Source organism: Streptomyces sp. B21-083 (assembly GCF_036898825.1).
Classification (GTDB): domain Bacteria; phylum Actinomycetota; class Actinomycetes; order Streptomycetales; family Streptomycetaceae; genus Streptomyces.
Map to the genome: position 1 here is coordinate 1,547,335 of NZ_JARUND010000001.1, position 15,574 is coordinate 1,562,908.

At 69.3% G+C, this 15,574-nt stretch carries 11 protein-coding genes and 1 pseudogene; 3 read left to right on the forward strand and 9 right to left on the reverse strand.

What is annotated here, in order from left to right; all coding sequences use genetic code 11:
* Positions 1 to 238 precede the first annotated feature (238 nt).
* Positions 239 to 1,813: a FadD7 family fatty acid--CoA ligase gene (locus QA861_RS06785; protein WP_334587297.1), complete on the forward strand. Its 1,575-nt coding sequence runs from the start codon at positions 239 to 241 to the stop codon at positions 1,811 to 1,813.
* A 389-nt stretch (positions 1,814 to 2,202) separates the two neighbouring features.
* Here QA861_RS06785 and QA861_RS06790 read toward each other — a convergent pair whose 3' ends face one another.
* From QA861_RS06790 to QA861_RS06810, 5 genes are all read right to left on the reverse strand, one after another.
* Positions 2,203 to 3,138 carry a LysR family transcriptional regulator gene (locus QA861_RS06790; protein ID WP_334587298.1) on the reverse strand — a complete coding sequence of 312 codons (936 nt, stop codon included), beginning with the start codon at positions 3,136 to 3,138 and terminating at the stop codon, positions 2,203 to 2,205.
* A gap of 94 nt (positions 3,139 to 3,232) precedes the next feature.
* Positions 3,233 to 3,415 (reverse strand): formate dehydrogenase subunit delta, encoded by a 183-nt coding sequence (locus QA861_RS06795; protein ID WP_334590480.1) that lies wholly within the window; start codon positions 3,413 to 3,415, stop codon positions 3,233 to 3,235.
* 34 nt (positions 3,416 to 3,449) lie between these two features.
* Positions 3,450 to 6,266 (reverse strand): formate dehydrogenase subunit alpha, encoded by a 2,817-nt coding sequence (gene fdhF, locus QA861_RS06800; RefSeq protein WP_334587299.1) that lies wholly within the window; start codon positions 6,264 to 6,266, stop codon positions 3,450 to 3,452.
* Positions 6,263 to 7,912 (reverse strand): formate dehydrogenase beta subunit, encoded by a 1,650-nt coding sequence (locus QA861_RS06805; protein ID WP_334587300.1) that lies wholly within the window; start codon positions 7,910 to 7,912, stop codon positions 6,263 to 6,265. Before QA861_RS06805 ends, fdhF begins: the two co-directional genes overlap by 4 nt.
* Positions 7,909 to 8,436, reverse strand: a complete 528-nt coding sequence (locus QA861_RS06810; RefSeq protein WP_334587301.1) for a formate dehydrogenase subunit gamma — start codon at positions 8,434 to 8,436, stop codon at positions 7,909 to 7,911. Before QA861_RS06810 ends, QA861_RS06805 begins: the two co-directional genes overlap by 4 nt.
* 224 nt (positions 8,437 to 8,660) lie before the next feature.
* Between QA861_RS06810 and QA861_RS06815 the strand changes: the two genes are divergently transcribed.
* Positions 8,661 to 9,350 carry a GntR family transcriptional regulator gene (locus tag QA861_RS06815; RefSeq protein ID WP_334587302.1) on the forward strand — a complete coding sequence of 230 codons (690 nt, stop codon included), beginning with the start codon at positions 8,661 to 8,663 and terminating at the stop codon, positions 9,348 to 9,350.
* Positions 9,351 to 9,567: 217 nt separating this feature from the next.
* On the opposite strand, the gene QA861_RS06820 is transcribed toward QA861_RS06815, so the two are convergent.
* From QA861_RS06820 to QA861_RS06835, 4 genes and pseudogenes are all read right to left on the reverse strand, one after another.
* On the reverse strand, positions 9,568 to 10,131 hold the full coding sequence (locus tag QA861_RS06820) for a beta-class carbonic anhydrase (RefSeq protein WP_334587303.1): 564 nt from the start codon (positions 10,129 to 10,131) through the stop codon (positions 9,568 to 9,570).
* Positions 10,132 to 10,239: 108 nt separating this feature from the next.
* A complete protein-coding gene (gene frc, locus QA861_RS06825; RefSeq protein WP_334587304.1) occupies positions 10,240 to 11,469 on the reverse strand; it encodes a formyl-CoA transferase in 1,230 nt (409 codons plus the stop codon).
* 84 nt (positions 11,470 to 11,553) lie between these two features.
* Positions 11,554 to 13,119 (reverse strand): aldehyde dehydrogenase family protein, encoded by a 1,566-nt coding sequence (locus QA861_RS06830; RefSeq protein ID WP_334587305.1) that lies wholly within the window; start codon positions 13,117 to 13,119, stop codon positions 11,554 to 11,556.
* 175 nt (positions 13,120 to 13,294) lie between these two features.
* Positions 13,295 to 13,715, reverse strand: a pseudogene (locus QA861_RS06835) (ADP-forming succinate--CoA ligase subunit beta); the annotation flags it as partial.
* Between the two features lie 453 nt (positions 13,716 to 14,168).
* On the opposite strand from QA861_RS06835, the gene QA861_RS06840 reads away from it, so the two are divergent.
* Positions 14,169 to 15,560 carry an OFA family MFS transporter gene (locus tag QA861_RS06840; protein ID WP_334587306.1) on the forward strand — a complete coding sequence of 464 codons (1,392 nt, stop codon included), beginning with the start codon at positions 14,169 to 14,171 and terminating at the stop codon, positions 15,558 to 15,560.
* Positions 15,561 to 15,574: the final 14 nt, after the last annotated feature.

Here is a 15,574-nt window from a genome sequence, read left to right on the forward strand (position 1 = left end):
GGCAGGTCCTGCCGGAGCGGCTACTTCCCTCACCATCCGCAGCGCGTCCGCCCACGTCCAAGACCCATCGGCGACCAGCCGATAAACAGCGTCTATCGACCGCTGGTGGAGGCGTCGCCAACTCCCTTGATAGACGCCTGCTATCGGCCGTTCACCAGTGCGTATTGGACGCCGGCCGCGAGTCGCCGCAGGCTCGCAGAGGACTGCTTCATCAGATCTGGCGCGAGGGGGTGGGGTCATGGCGGTTCCGGCCGCGGCATCCGTGCGCGACGCGAACCGGTACCGGCCTCCGGCGCTCACGGGCCTCGTCGACCTCCTCGACCGGCAGGTACGGGAACGCCCGTACGCCCGGGCTCTGGTCGTCACCGGCGAACGCGTGCACCTCTCCTACCGTGGCCTCGCCGCGCTCGCCGACGACGTGGCGGCCCGGCTCGGCCGTACGGGGCTGGGTCGGGGCGACGCGGTCGGTCTGATCTGTGCCAACACCGCTGAGTTCGTTGTGGCGTTGCTGGGTGCGGCGCGGGCCGGAGTGGTGGTCGCCCCGCTGGACCCGGCGCTTCCCGCGCTTCAGTTGGCGGCGCGAATAAAGGCGTTGGGTGCCCGGGCGGTACTGGTCGGGCCGTCGGTGTCCGACGTCGTGCTGCCGGTTCCCGTGTGGCCGCTGCGGGTTGACGCCTCCCGGGCGGGCACGGCGACAGTCATGCTCGACACCGGTGCCGCTCCCGAAGTGCCGGGTGCGGCGGGTGAGTTGTCTGAGCGGGACGCGCTCGTCCTGTTCACCGCGGGCACCACCGACCGGGCGAAGATGGTTCCGATCAGCCACAGCAACGTGGCAGCGTCCGTCCAAGGCATCTGCGTCACCTACGAGTTGAGCCCGGCTGACGCGACAGTGGCGGTGATGCCGTTCTTCCACGGCCACGGGCTGTTCGCGGCGCTGCTGGCCTCCCTGGCCAGCGGGGGATGTGTGCTGCTGCCCGAGCGGGGGAGGTTCTCGGCGGGTACGTTCTGGGACGACATGCGGGCCGTGTCCGCCACCTGGTTCACCGCGGTGCCGGCCATCCACGAGATTCTGCTCGACCGTTCGGAGCGGGAGTACCCGGGGCCTCAGGCTCCGCCCCTGAAGTTCGTACGGAGTTGCAGCGCACCTCTCAACACGGCCACGCAGCGCGCGTTGGAGCGTACGTTCGGGGCGCCGCTGCTGTCGGCGTACGGGATGACCGAGTCCTCGCACCAGGCGACGAGCGAGCCGCTGCCCGAGCGTGGCGCGCTGAAGCAGGGGTCGGTCGGGCGGCCGACCGGGGTCGAGGTGCGGGTCGTCGACCGGAGGGGGCAGGCCTGTCCGGTGGGCGTCGAGGGCGAGGTGTGGGTGCACGGTCCTACCGTCGCCCGCGGGTATCTCGCCGACCGCGACGAGTCGGCGTACACCTTCGTCGACGGGTGGCTGCGTACCGGTGATCTGGGCACGCTGGACGCGGAGGGGTATCTGTCACTGACCGGGCGGATCAAGAACGTCATCAACCGGGGCGGGGAGAAGATCTCGCCCGAGCACGTCGAGGACATCCTCGCCGGTTGCCCGGGGGTCGCCGAGGCGGCCGTGTTCGCCGTGGCCGACGCGGTGTACGGACAGCGGGTCGGCGCCGCCGTGGTCGTGCGGGCGGGCGAGAGCGTGGGGGTCGCGGAGATCCTGCGGTACTGCCGCGACCGGCTGGCCCCGTTCGAGGTGCCCGACCGCCTGGACGTGGTCGCCGCCCTGCCACACACCGCCAAGGGCGGCCTGGACCGCAAGGCGGTGCAGGCCCGGTACGCACCCTGAGCTGGGCAACGAGCGCGCGAGGAAGAGATCCGGTGAGGCTCGTCGCGGGCGGGACTGGACGGCGGCCGCTGCTGACCCGATACACGCCCCTTCACCGGACTCACCGCACCCGCCGCTCGCCCGTCGGCGAGGCCACCAGGCTCACGGCTGCGTAGACGAAGACAGCCACCCCCGGCGACACCCCTCCCGACGAGCCGGAACCGGGAAGCTACTGCCGACCCGACACGCGCCCCCCACCAGGCTCACCGCACGCGGCACTCGTCCGTTGGCCGGGGCGGCGAGCTGACGGGTGTGTGGGCGAAGAGAGTCGTCCCGGTGTGAGGCCCCTCGCGACGGGCCGGAACCGGGGGAAGTACTGCCGGCCCGACACGCGCCCCCGCCCGCCGGGCTCACCGCACGCGGTGTTCGGTTGTCGGCAGGGGGCGGGTGAAGAGGTCGTCCAGGGACAGGGCTGTCGCGGCGTTGACGAACGCGCGGGCGGCGACCGATCCGGGGGTGGCCGCGTGGATCGCCACCGAGACCTGGGCGCCCGCCTCCGGGTCGACCAGGGGAAGGGCCAACGTACGGCCTACGACGGGCATGGCGCGCAGCCAGGTGTGCGGGACGATGCTCGCCCAACCGCCGCCGCCCACATGGGCGTAGAGGGACGCGATGGAGTCCGTCTCGACCTGCGGGGTCACCACGAACCCCTTCTGCGCGAACACCGTGTCCACGATCTGCCGGATCCGCATGTCGGGTGTCAGCAGCGCGAGCGGCAGTTGGGCCGCGTCCGCCCAGGTCACGGTGGCGGACTGGGCGACGAGTTGGTCGTCCGACACCAGCAGCATGTACCGCTCCTGGTAGAGGGGGACGACCTGCAGGCCCTCCTGGTCGCCGGGATCGAAGTGGGCGATCGCCACGTCCAGTTCGTAGTCGCGCAGTTGGCGGTGGAGTTCCTTCGTGGAAAGGCGGGAACGGACCTGCACCTTGGCCAGCGGGTGCGCCGCGCAGAACGCGGCCACGGGAAGCGCCAGGGTCGTGGACGCGGTGGGGTCGGTGCCCAGGCGCAGTGTTCCCGTGATGCCGGACTGCACGGCGGCCACCTCGGCCTTGAACGCGTCCTGTTCGGCGAGGATGCGCTTGGCCCAGACGACGAGGCGTTCACCTTCCGGGGTGAGGCCCTGGTAGTTGTGGCCGCGGTTGATCAGCGTGACGTTCAACTCCCGCTCCAGCTTGGCGATCGCCGCCGAGAGCGCCGGCTGGGACACGTAGCAGGACTCCGCCGCCCGGGCGAAGTGCCGTTCCCTCGCCACCGCCACGAAGTACTCAAGCTGCCGGAACAGCATGAACGGTTCCTCTCTGTCCGGGGCCGCCCCAGCGTACGCGGCACCTCCCCCGCGATGATCTACAGGGGAGACGGCGCGTGTCCGACCCGGCGGGTCAGCGCAGGAGCTTCACCGCGGCGACGACGAGCGGGTCGAGACCGTCCGCTCCGGCGTCGACGAACTCGTACAACCGCGTACGCATGCGCGGGTCCCAGAACTTCCCCACGTGTCCCGCGATCGCCTCGGCGGCCAACTCACTCGGCAGGTGGCCGTGGTTCGCGGCGATGTCGTTGGCCATCCGGCGCTCCGGTGGTACGGCGGCTGCGACCATGTCAGTCCACCACCATGACCATGTCGTCCGCCGCCGGTTCGGCTTCGGCCGCCCGCGTCGGGCGGGCGAGGCCGACCTGTACGGCGGTCACCTTGTACTCCGGGCAGTTGGTCGCCCAGTCGGAGTTCTCCGTGGTCACCACGTTGGCGCCGGTCACGGGATGGTGGAACGTGGTGTAGACGACCCCGGTGGGCATCCGATCGGAGATCTCCGCGCGCAGCGACGTCTGTCCGACGCGGCTGGCGAGGGTGACCATGTCGCCGTTCTTGATGCCCCGGTCCTCGGCGTCGTGCGGGTGCAGTTCGAGGATGTCCTCGGGGTGCCAGGCGACGTTGCCGGTACGACGGGTCTGCGCGCCGACGTTGTACTGGCTGAGGATGCGTCCCGTCGTCAAAACCAACGGGAAGCGCCGCGTGCTGCGTTCGTTGGTCGGCACGTAGGAGGTGACCACGAACCGGCCCTTGCCGCGCACGAATTCGTCGACGTGCATGATGGGCGTCCCTTCCGGCGCCTCCTCGTTGCACGGCCACTGGATGCTGCCGAGCTTGTCCAGCAGCTCGAAGGAGACACCGGTGAAGGTCGGGGTGACCGACGCGATCTCGTCCATGATCTGGCTCGGACGGTCGTACGCCATCGGGTAGCCCATGGCGGTGGCGATCTCGCTGACGATCTCCCACTCGTGCTTGCCCGTCTTCGGCTTCATCACCGCGCGCACCCGGTTGATCCGGCGTTCGGCGTTGGTGAACGTGCCGTCCTTCTCCAGGAACGACGCCCCGGGCAGGAAGACATGGGCGAACTTGGCCGTCTCGTTGAGGAACAGGTCCTGTACGACGACCAGTTCCATCGCTTCGAGCGCGGCGGTGACGTGCCCCAGGTTGGGATCCGACTGCGCGATGTCCTCACCGTGGACGAACAGGCCGCGGAAGGTGCCGTCGATCGCCGCGTCGAACATGTTCGGGATACGAAGTCCCGGTTCGGCCAGGAGGGTTCCTCCCCAGAGGTTCTCGAAGACGGTACGCACCGCGTCGTCGGAGACATGGCGATAGCCGGGGAGTTCGTGCGGGAACGAGCCCATGTCACAGGAGCCCTGCACGTTGTTCTGGCCGCGCAGGGGGTTCACGCCGACGCCGTCCCGGCCGATGTTGCCGCACGCCATCGCGAGGTTGGCCATTCCCATGACCATGGTCGAGCCCTGACTGTGCTCGGTGACGCCGAGGCCGTAGTAGATGGCTCCGTTGGGGGCGGTCGCGTACAGCTTTGCGGCGGCCCGGAGTTCGGCGGCCGGAACGCCGGTGATGGGTTCGACCGCCTCCGGGCTGTTCTCGGGGCGGGCGACGAACTCCGCCCACTCGTCGAAGTCCTCGCACCTGGCGTCCACGAAGTCACGGTCGAACAGGCCCTCGGCGACCACCACATGGGCCATGGCGTTCACGACGGCGACGTTGGTGCTCGGCCTGAGCTGGAGGTGGTGCGAGGCCTCGATGTGCGGCGAGCGTACGAGGTCGATACGGCGCGGATCGATGACGATCAGCTTGGCGCCCTCGCGCAGCCGACGCTTCATCCGGGACGCGAACACCGGGTGCCCGTCAGTGGGGTTGGCGCCGATCACCATGATCACGTCGGCCTCGGCCACGGAACGGAAGTCCTGGGTGCCCGCCGACTCGCCGAAGGTCTGCTTGAGTCCGTATCCCGTCGGGGAGTGGCAGACGCGGGCGCAGGTGTCGACGTTGTTGTTGCCGAAGGCAGCGCGCACCATCTTCTGTACGACGTACACCTCTTCGTTGGTACAGCGCGAGGAGGTGATGGCGCCGACCGAACTCGTGCCGTACCGGTCCTGGAGCTCGCGCATACGGCGGGCCACGGTGCCGATCGCCTCGTCCCACTCGACCTCGCGCCAGGGATCGGTGATCTTCTCGCGGACCATGGGCCTGATTTGGCGGTCGGGGTGGGTGGCGTAGCCGAAGGCGAAACGGCCCTTCACGCACGAGTGACCCTCGTTCGCCCCGCCGTCCTTGTACGGCACCATGCGCACCAGTTCGTCGCCGCGCAACTCGGCCTTGAAGGAGCAGCCGACCCCACAGTAGGCGCAGGTGGTCACAACCGACCTGGTGGGCATGCCGAGTTCGACTACCGAGCGCTCCTGGAGCGTCGACGTCGGGCAGGCCTGGACGCAGGCGCCGCAGGACACGCACTCGGAGTCCATGAACGTCTCGCCGGCGCCTGCCGAGACCTTGGAGTCGAAGCCGCGCCCCTCGATGGTGAGCGCGAAGGTGCCCTGGACCTCACCGCAGGCCCGTACGCAGCGGGAGCAGGCTATGCACTTGGACGGGTCGAAGTCGAAGTAGGGGTTGGAGGTGTCCTTCTCGGCTTCGAGATGGTTCGCCCCCTCGTAGCCGTAGCGGACCTGCCTGAGCCCCACCACGCCTGCCATGTCCTGGAGTTCGCAGTCTCCGTTGGCCGGGCAGGTGAGGCAGTCGAGAGGATGGTCGGAGATGTAGAGCTCCATGACGCCCTGGCGGAGCTTCTCCACCTTCGGCGTCTGCGTGCTCACCTTCATCCCGTCGGCGCACGGGGTGGTGCAGGACGCCGGGGTGCCGCGCCGGCCGTCGATCTCGACCACGCACAGCCGGCAGGAGCCGAACGCCTCCAGGCTGTCGGTGGCGCACAGTTTGGGGATGCCGACGCCTGCCTGCGCGGCGGCGCGCATCACCGAGGTGCCCTCGGGGACGGTCACCGGCAGGCCGTCCACCTCCACGGACACCGTTGCCGGGCCGGGCCGTTCCGGGGTTCCGAAGTCGGGTTCCTTGAGGAGTGTCATGCCGTTCCCTCCGTCCTCACGCCGCTCGCCTGTACGGGTTGGTTCGCCTGGACCGGCTGGTTGGCCTGGACCGGTCGGATGTCCAGGAGTCGACGGCCGCCGAGGAAGTCGTCGGGGAAGTGGGTGAGGGCGCTGCGTACGGGCATCGGGGTCAGCCCGCCCATCGCGCACAGCGAGCCGTCGGTCATCAGGTCGCAGAGGTCTTCGAGCAGGGCGAGGTTCTCGTCCCGGTGCGTACCGGCCACGATCTTGTCGATCACCTCGACGCCGCGCACCGAACCGACCCTGCACGGTGTGCACTTGCCGCAGGACTCCTCGGCGCAGAACTCCATCGCGAAGCGGGCCTGCGCCGCCATGTCGACGCTGTCGTCGAAGACGACGATCCCGCCGTGACCGAGCATCGCGCCGGCCTCGGCGAACGCCTCGTAGTCCATCGGCAGGTCGAACATCGACGTCGGCAGATAGGCGCCGAGCGGGCCGCCGACCTGTGCTGTGCGCACCGGGCGGCCGGTTCGGGTCCCGCCGCCGTAGTCCTCGATCAGTTCGCGCAGGGTGATGCCGAAAGCCGTCTCGACGATGCCGCCGCGCTCGATGTTGCCGCCGAGCTGGAATACCTGGGTGCCGCGCGAGCGGCCGACGCCGAGGTCCTGGTAGGCCTTCGCTCCGTTCGCGAGCACGACCGGGACGGTGGTCAGGGTGAGGACGTTGTTCACCACGGTCGGTTTGCCGAACAGGCCCTCGATCGCCGGGATCGGCGGCTTCGCCCGGACCGTGCCCCGCTTGCCCTCCAGACTCTCCAGCATCGAGGTCTCCTCGCCGCAGATGTACGCGCCGGCGCCGACGCGGACGTACAGGTCGAAGTCGAGTGCGGAGCCGAGGATGCCCTTGCCCAACCAGCCGTGCTCACGGGCGAGTTCGATCGCCTCGCGCATCGTGGCGATGGCGTCCGGGTATTCGGAGCGGATGTAGAGGTAGCCCTCGCTCGCGCCGACCGCGTGCGCGGCGATGGTCATGCCCTCGATGAGCAGGAACGGGTCGCCCTCCATGACCATGCGATCGGCGAAGGTCCCGCTGTCCCCCTCGTCGGCGTTGCAGCAGACGAACTTCAGCTCGTCGGCGTGGTCCAGCACCGTCTTCCACTTGATACCGGCCGGGAATCCGGCGCCGCCACGTCCGCGCAGTCCGGATGCGGTGACCTCGGCGACCACGTCGGCGGGCGCCATGTCCAGGGCGGCGCGCAGTCCGGCCAGGCCGCCGTGCTCGACGTAGTCCCGCGTCGACAGGGGGTCGGTCACGCCCACTCTGGCGAAGGTGACGCGTGTCTGGCGGGCCAGCCAGGGGAGTTCGTCGACGAGGCCGAGCCGCAGCGGGTGGTCCGCGCCGTCCAGCAGGCCGGCGGCCAGAAGTCCGTCCACGTCATCAGGGGTCACCGGGCCGTAGCCGACGCGGCCTCTCGGGGTCACGACCTCGACCATCGGCTCCAGCCACAGCATGCCGCGTGACCCGTTGCGTACGACGTCGATGGCGAACTCCCCATGCGTGGCAGCCCGTTGCAGAGCGTCCGCCACCTCGTCCGCGCCGACGGACCTGGCCGCCGAGTCGCGGGGGACGTAGACCGTCGCCGTGGCCTGCGAGGAGTTGGTCATGAGGAGACCGTCCCGTCGAACGTGCCGTTTCGCGTCTCGTTCGGCGTGCCCCTGAGCGTCCCGCCGAGGAGGGAGCCCAGTCGGGCCGGGCTCACTCGCCCGTACAGACGTCCGTTCGCCTCCACCGCCGGCCCCAGCGCGCAGTTGCCCAGGCAGAAGACCTGCTCGACGGTGACCGAACCGTCCGCAGAGGTCTCCCCCAGAGTCAGTCCGCTCTCGCGCGCGTAGCTCACGAGGCGGTCGGCGCCCAGGGCCTGACAGGCCTCCGCGCGGCAGATGCGCACGGTGTTGCGGCCGGCGGGCTCGCGACGGAAGTCGTGGTAGAAGGTCACCACTCCGTGGACATCCGCCCGGGAGAGGTTGAGCGCGTCGGCCAGCTCCGGAATCGCCGCCTGCGGCACATGGCCCAACTCGGCCTGGACCGCGTGCAGTACGGGCAGCAGCGGGCCGCGCTGATCCCGGTGGTCGGCCACCACCCTCCGGACCACGCTCTCGACCGACTTGTCACTCCCGCTGGTCGTCATGATCACTCCGCCTTCCGTCACGCGGGTCCCCGGCGGGGGTTGCAGGAGACTGAGACAATACCCCATACAGGCTTCTGTATACAGACGACAGTTACAGAAGCCTGTAGGCCTTACGGCTCTCGCCATGTTGCATACCAAAACCTGTATGCTGCAGCCGTCGTCGGCAACCCACACGGCGGCCACCTCTTGGCAAGCCGTCGGCCCGGCGGCAGAACGGGACAACCATGCGCGAGGCACTCACGGCCGCAGCGTCCCGGCGCGTCACCCGCCCGGCACCACTGCGCCAGGCCGTGTACGACGCCCTGACCGAACTGATCGTCAGCGGCTCCCTCAAGCCCGGTCAGCATCTGGTCGAGGCCGAGCTCGCCGAGCATCTCGGGGTCAGCAGGCAACCGGTCCGCGAGGCGCTGCAACGCCTTCAGACCGCCGGCTGGGTCGACCTGCGGCCCGCCCAGGGTGCCTTCGTCCACTCCCCCACCGAGGAGGAAGCCGCCCAACTCCTGGGCGTCCGATCGGTGTTGGAGACCTACTCGGCTCAGCTCGCCGCCGCGAACGCGAAGCCCGAGGACGTCGACCACCTCTGCGAGCTTCAGATGCAGGGCGTCGACGCCCTCGCCGCCGACGACATCGAGCGCCTGGTCGCGGCCAACACCGCCCTGCACGCCTTCGTCACCTCGTTGGCCGCCAACGACGTCCTGGCCGAGATGCTCTCTCAGGTGGGCCAGAAGGTCCGCTGGTACTACACGCCCATCGCCAAGCCCCGCGGCAAGGAGGCCTGGAACGAGCACACGCAGCTCATCAAGGCCATCGCCAAGGGGGACGCGGTCCGCGCGGGCGAGGTCATGCGCAAGCACACCGAGCGTACGACCGACTTCTACCGCAGGCAGATCGCCGCCGGGGCGGGCAAGGACTGAGCCGGAACCGGCACTCGCGAAGGAATCCGAACGGGCCGACTTCCGGACGGAGTTTCCGTCCGGCCGTTCCGGAGTTCAGGAGGCCGCGAGGGTCTTCGCCGGCCGGGCTGCGACGCACCGCCAACACCAACGACTTCTACTGCGAGCAGATCGCGGCGCCGGCCGAACGGAACGCGTGACGACGAGGCAGAGGGCAGAGGGCAGAGGGCAGGCAGGGTCAGGAACTCGGGTCGATCTCCCGCAGCAGTCCGGTCGTCACGTCGAAGACGAAGCCCCGTACGTCGTCCGTGTGCGGCAGGAACGGCGAGGTGCGCACGCGCTGCATCGACTGCCGTACGTCCTGGTCGACGTCCCGGAAGGCCTCCACCGCCCACGCCGGGCGCTGGCCGACCTCCAGCTCCAGTTCGTGCCGGAAGTCCTCGGTGAGGGTCTGGAGGCCGCAGCCGGTGTGGTGGATGAGGACGACGCTGCGAGTACCGAGCGCACGCTGGCTGATCGTCAGGGAACGGATGGTGTCGTCGGTGACGACACCGCCGGCGTTGCGGACGGTGTGGCAGTCGCCGAGTCGCAGGCCGAGCGCCGCGTGCAGGTCGATACGGGCGTCCATACAGGCCACGACCGCCACGCGCAGCACCGGGCGGGCGTCCATCCCCGGATCGGCGAAGTCGGCGGCGTAGGCACGGTTGGCCTCCACGAGCCGGTCGGTGACCGTGCCGGCGCCGGGGCCGGCACCGGGTGCGCTGTGGGCAGGGTGGGCGGGACGGGGTGCGTGGGTCGACATGCTGGGCTACCTCACTCCGGTTGGGTTCGAACAAGCGCCGTTCCGGGCGAGGCGCGGATCTCTGCGCCTCGCCCGGAACGGAGTGGAAGCGGCGTCGGCCGCCGGCGGTCAGATCACACCCTGCGCCCTGAGGGCCGGCAACTCATCCTCGCCCAGGCCGAGTTCGCCTATGAGAATGCCGGCGGTGTGCTGACCCAGGAGGGGCGGAGTGGTGATGTGGGTGGGCGAGTCGGAGAGTTTGAGAGGGTTGCCGACCGTGGTGAAGTGACCGCGTTCGGGGTGCTCGACGGTGACGATCATGTCGTTGGCGGCGAGTGAGGGGTCCTCGATGATCTCCTTGGTGGAGAGGATCGGCCCGCAGGGGATGTTGTATGCGTTCAGCCGTTCCAGGACCTGCCATTTCGGCAGGGTCGACGTCCATTCCTCGATCAGCTGGAACATTTTCGCCAGCTTCGGCAGCCGTGCCTCGGGGGTGGCCCATTCGGGGTCGTCGGCGAGTTCGGGCCGGCCGATCAGCGCGGCGAGGGGCTTCCAGCCGGGCGGCTGGACGATGACGTACACGTAGTCGTTGGGGCCGCCCGGCGCGCAGCGCACGGCCCAGCCGGGCTGACCACCACCCGACGCGTTCCCCGAACGGGGCACCTCGTCCCCGAAGTCCTCGGTGGGGTATTCGGCCAGGGTCCCGCGCGCCAGCCGCTGCTGGTCGCGCAGTTTCACCCTGCACAGGTTGAGTACCGCGTGCTGCATCGCCACATTCACCCGCTGCCCCCGCCCGGTCGTCTCACGCTGGAACAGGGCGGCCAAAATGCCGGCGACCGCGTGGATGCCGGTCCCGGAGTCGCCGATCTGCGCCCCGGTCGCCATCGGCGGCCCGTCCTCGAACCCGGTGGTGGCCATGGAGCCGCCCATCGCCTGGGCGACCACCTCGTAGGCCTTGAAGTCCGTGTACGGGCCCTCCCCGAAGCCCTTGATCGACGCGTACACCACCCGAGGGTTGATCTCCCTGATCCGGTCCCAGGTGAAACCCATCCGGTCCACCGCACCCGGTCCGAAGTTCTCGACCAGCACGTCCGACCGCCGGATCAGCTCGGTCAGAATCTCCTTGCCCCGCTCGGACTTGGTGTTGAGGGTGACACTGCGCTTGTTGCAGTTGAGCATCGTGAAGTAGAGGGAGTCCGCGTCCGGAACGTCCCGCAGCTGCCGGCGGGTGATGTCCCCGCCGGGTGCCTCCACCTTCACCACATCCGCGCCCAGCCAGGCCAGCAGCTGCGTCGCCGACGGACCGGACTGCACATGCGTCATGTCCAGGACGCGAATCCCCTCAAGAGCCTTCGTCATGATCGCCACCTCACTGTTACGTCGACGTGTGTGCACGCGATGTCCGCCGGGCGGCGCCCCCGCGCGGGCGCCGCCCCGCCGCGGTCACGGCATGAGCTGGTACTCCGGGAAGTTCCCGGGCAGCCGCTCGCCCGCCGGTCCCTGGGTCACCGCGCGCACCAGCAGCTCGCCGCCGACGAACGCGCCGCGCCAGGACGCGCCGAACCCGCCGAACAACTCGTCGCGGTCACCCCGCGAACGCGGCTTGCCGTGGCCGACCTTGAAGGCGCGGATCTGTGGGGCCAGCCGGTCGTAGGTCGCCCGGTCGTCCGTGGACAGGGTGGCCACCAGCGCGCCGTTGGAGGCGTTCATCGCGGCGAGCAGCTCCGCCTCCGTGTCGACCAGGACGATGGTGTCGACCGGCCCGAACGGCTCCGCGTGGTGCAGCGGCGAGGAGGGCGGCGGGGCCAGGAGCGTGACCGGCTGCACGTACGCCGAGGTGTCCTGGCCGGGCAGGAAGCGCGAGTCGGTCTCACTGGCGCGGTGCAGGGGAACGGCGCCGCGAGCGATGGCCTCGGCGACCTGGTCGTGCAGCTCCTTCGCCTTGGCCGCGTTGATCACGGGCCCGAAGTCCAGTGCCGGGTAAGGGTCGTCGGCTTTCTCGACGGCGAGCGGGTGTCCGACGCGCAGGGTGCGTACCGCCGGGAGGTACGCCGTCAGGAACTCGTCGAACAGTTCCCGTTGGACGACGAAGCGCGGGTACGCCGTGCAGCGCTGTTTGCCGTAGTCGAAGAGCTTGGGGACGACGGCCGTGAGGGCGTCCCAGTCCGAGTAGTTCCAGATGCCCCAGGTGTTGAGCCCTTCCTGTTCGAGGACGTGGCGTTTGCCGAGATCGGCGACTGCCGTGGCCACCGCGGCGCCCGTGTCGCGACCGCCCACGAAGGAGACACAGCCGATCTCGGGCGCCCGCACCAGCGCCTCGGACAACTCGCCCCCGCTGCCGCTGACGAGGGTGACGGGAATCCCCTCACGGGCGGCGAGCGCGCAGGCCAGGGTCAGACAGGCGACACCGCCGTCGGTCGGGGTCTTGGCGATGACCGCGTTGCCTGCCAGTGCCTGGACCAGCATCGCGTGAACGAGCACGCTCATCGGGTAGTTCCAGCTGGCGATGTTGGAGACGGGGCCGTCCAGCGGCGCCCGGTCGGCGACCATCGGTTCGATGCCGTCGGCATACCAGCGGACTCCGTCGATGGCCCGGTCGACGTCCGCCTGGGCGAGCCGCCAGGGCTTGCCGATCTCCCAGACGAGCAGGAGTGCGAGGAGTTCGCGGTGGTGGGTGAGGGCGTCGAGAGTGGCCGCGACGCGGGCGCGACGCTCGACGAGCGGAACGTGCCGCCAGTCGCGGTGCTGGTCGAGGGAGGCGCGTACGGCCTGGCGGGCGGTGTCCCGGTCCAGGCGCGGCGGACCGACGATGGGGCTGCCGTCGACGGGGCTGGAGGCGGGCCGGGCCCGGCCGTCCGCCTGCCAGGCGGAGTTCCAGAGGTTGAGGACACGGTCGTCGCGGAACGCCTCGGGGGCGACGACGAGGCATCGCTGCCAGGCGTCGGTCCAGGCCGTGCCGGACTTCACCACGAGGTGGGTGGATCGGGTGGAGTCGAGGGTGGTGGTCATGCGGTGTCTCCGCTCTCGGTGCACAGTCGGGGGCGGGGGTACGAGGGGGTGCAGCGGCGCGAGGGGGTCATGGACGCGGTTACGTCGTGGAGCACTGTCGGGTTGTCGGGCGCCGTGGGGGTTCTGGGCCACGGCGGGGTCGTACGGGCCGGTGGTCACCGACTGTCGGCCATGGCCGCGTGTCGCGGTCGGCGTCGCGGTCGGCGTCCAGGAGGGCGAGTACCAGGCGGGCCGTCTCGATCGGGGCGTTCCCCACCTGAAGGCCGACCGCCTCCAGCGCCACCTGCCACAGCCGTAGGAGGACGTCGGCGGACTCCGGTGGCAGTAGCCCTGCGGCTTCGGCGATCTCCGTGGCCTTCGCGGAGGTGACGCCCTCGGCTGAGGCGATCGCCAGCAAGCGGCCCGCCGTACGGTCAAGGACGTAGGAGACTTAGAACTCGCTCTCGACGTCGGCGAGTTCGACGGTCTGGTCCACCATGACCTTGCCGACCGTGTGGCCTTGTGGCCGCCTCAGGCGAGTCGGTGGCCCCCGCCCTCGGTACGAGGATGCCGCGCTCTTCGAAGAGTCCGCAGGCTTGGTGCTCGTACAGGTCCATGATTCGGCTCCCGTCCTAAAAGTGCCGCACGCCCCCTGGACATCACCCCACCGGATGCGGGATAACAATCTTCATACAGTATTCGTCGACTGTATGCAATGTGCCAAGCGGTACTCGAGAACGGCGGGACCAGGACGCTCAGGGCAACGGACAAGGCAACGGGCTAGCGAGGTGACGTGTGACGACGAGGGCTCTTACGGGGATTCGCGTCCTGGACATGACGCATGTGCAGTCCGGTCCGTCGGCGACACGCTTGCTGGCCAACGTGAGGACCTCGGAGCGCACCACAAAGGTGCGGCGCCTCCCGGCAGTTGGGGGGCGGTTCATGACGTAACCCGGCGAAGGGGGCGTCCGACGGTGCGCGTCGGCCGGCCTCGGGACCCATGCGCGCACGAAAGGCATTTGGACAGGGGGCGCTGGCCAGATCTTTCGACGCAAGGAGTCTTGACCAAGATGACAACCATCGACTATTCGACGTCCGTACCGTACCGGGAGGTGACGGACCACAACGGCCGCGTGTACCGCGTCGGTGAATCCGACATCGACATCATGGGCCGCAGGCGCAAGTGGATGGTCATCCTGCCGTGGATAGGCATGATGGGTATCAGCTCCGCCGAGTACGCGTTCACGTCCGCGGAGGACACCCTCCACGAGGCCCATCTGTGGGACAGCGGGCACATCTTCTGGCTGATGGGCGTCTGGGTGTTCTTCCAGGCGGCCGTGGCCTTCCCCGCCGGTCAGCTGCGGGAGAGCGGCAAGCTGCCTGCCCGCACGGCGATGATGATCGGCGCGGTCGGCACCATGCTCGGCTACGTCTCACTGGCGTACGCACCCAATGTTCTCGTGGCCTACTTCGGCTTCGGCATGTGCAGCGGTATCGGCGCCGGTCTCGTCTACGCGACCTGCGTCAACATGGTCGGCAAGTGGTATCCGGAGCGCAAGGGCGGCAAGACCGGGTTCGTCAACGGCGGCTTCGCCTACGGGTCGGTGCCCTTCGTGTTCCTGTTCACCTCGTACATGGATCTGAGCAACTACCAGACCGTGCTCGCCTGTGTCGGCGTCGGACTGTGCCTGGTCGTGGCGTCGGCCGGCTGGTTCTTCAAGGACCCGCCGAAGAACTGGTGGCCGTCGCACGTCGACCCGCTCAAGCTCACCGACGACCCGAAGATCCGTCGGGCGCTGGAGAAGAACCCGCCGGCGGTCAAGCAGTACGTCCCGAGGGAAGCCGCCCGGCAGCCCGTTCTCTGGATGATGTGGTTCTGCCTGCTGTGCACCGCCGGCATCAACATCTTCGGTATCGCCTTCCAGGTGCCCTTCGGCAAGGACATGGGTTTCGCGGGCGGGATCGTGGCCACGGCGATGTCCCTGAAGGCCATCGTGAACGGCACCGGTCGCGGTGTCATCGGCTGGATATCCGACCGTTACGGGCGACGCCACACGCTGATCATCGTCTGTCTGGTGCTGGGCACGGCCCAGTTCGGTGTGCTGGTCTCCGGTCAGATGGGCAGCATGCCGTTCTTCCTGTTCTGCTCCATGGTCTCCGGTTTCGGCGGCGGGGCGATCTTCCCGCTGTTCGCGGCCATGACCGCCGACTACTTCGGTGAGAACAACAACGCCTCCAACTACGGAATGGTCTACAGCTCCAAACTCATCTCCGGCCTCGTCGGCTCCGGAGTCGGCGCGGTCGTCGTCGACCACTGGGACTACGAGGGCGCGTTCGTCCTGGCCGGCTCCATAGGACTGGCCTCCGCCGTACTGGCGGTGTTCCTGAAGGCGCCGGGCAGGCCGGCGGCCGACCGCCGGGTCGTCCCCAACCCCCAACCGCTCGGCGAAGAAATGGCCTGACACGTCAGCAAGGA

Excerpts from the sequence above, each read along its gene's own strand:
- QA861_RS06785 (WP_334587297.1), top strand. The coding sequence starts at position 239 with ATGGCGGTTCCGGCCGCGGCATCCGTGCGCGACGCGAACCGGTACCGG.
- QA861_RS06790 (WP_334587298.1), bottom strand. The coding sequence starts at position 3,138 with ATGCTGTTCCGGCAGCTTGAGTACTTCGTGGCGGTGGCGAGGGAACGG.
- QA861_RS06795 (WP_334590480.1), bottom strand. The coding sequence starts at position 3,415 with ATGGCCAACGACATCGCCGCGAACCACGGCCACCTGCCGAGTGAGTTG.
- fdhF (WP_334587299.1), bottom strand. The coding sequence starts at position 6,266 with ATGACACTCCTCAAGGAACCCGACTTCGGAACCCCGGAACGGCCCGGC.
- QA861_RS06805 (WP_334587300.1), bottom strand. The coding sequence starts at position 7,912 with ATGACCAACTCCTCGCAGGCCACGGCGACGGTCTACGTCCCCCGCGAC.
- QA861_RS06810 (WP_334587301.1), bottom strand. The coding sequence starts at position 8,436 with ATGACGACCAGCGGGAGTGACAAGTCGGTCGAGAGCGTGGTCCGGAGG.
- QA861_RS06815 (WP_334587302.1), top strand. The coding sequence starts at position 8,661 with ATGCGCGAGGCACTCACGGCCGCAGCGTCCCGGCGCGTCACCCGCCCG.
- QA861_RS06820 (WP_334587303.1), bottom strand. The coding sequence starts at position 10,131 with ATGTCGACCCACGCACCCCGTCCCGCCCACCCTGCCCACAGCGCACCC.
- frc (WP_334587304.1), bottom strand. The coding sequence starts at position 11,469 with ATGACGAAGGCTCTTGAGGGGATTCGCGTCCTGGACATGACGCATGTG.
- QA861_RS06830 (WP_334587305.1), bottom strand. The coding sequence starts at position 13,119 with ATGACCACCACCCTCGACTCCACCCGATCCACCCACCTCGTGGTGAAG.
- QA861_RS06840 (WP_334587306.1), top strand. The coding sequence starts at position 14,169 with ATGACAACCATCGACTATTCGACGTCCGTACCGTACCGGGAGGTGACG.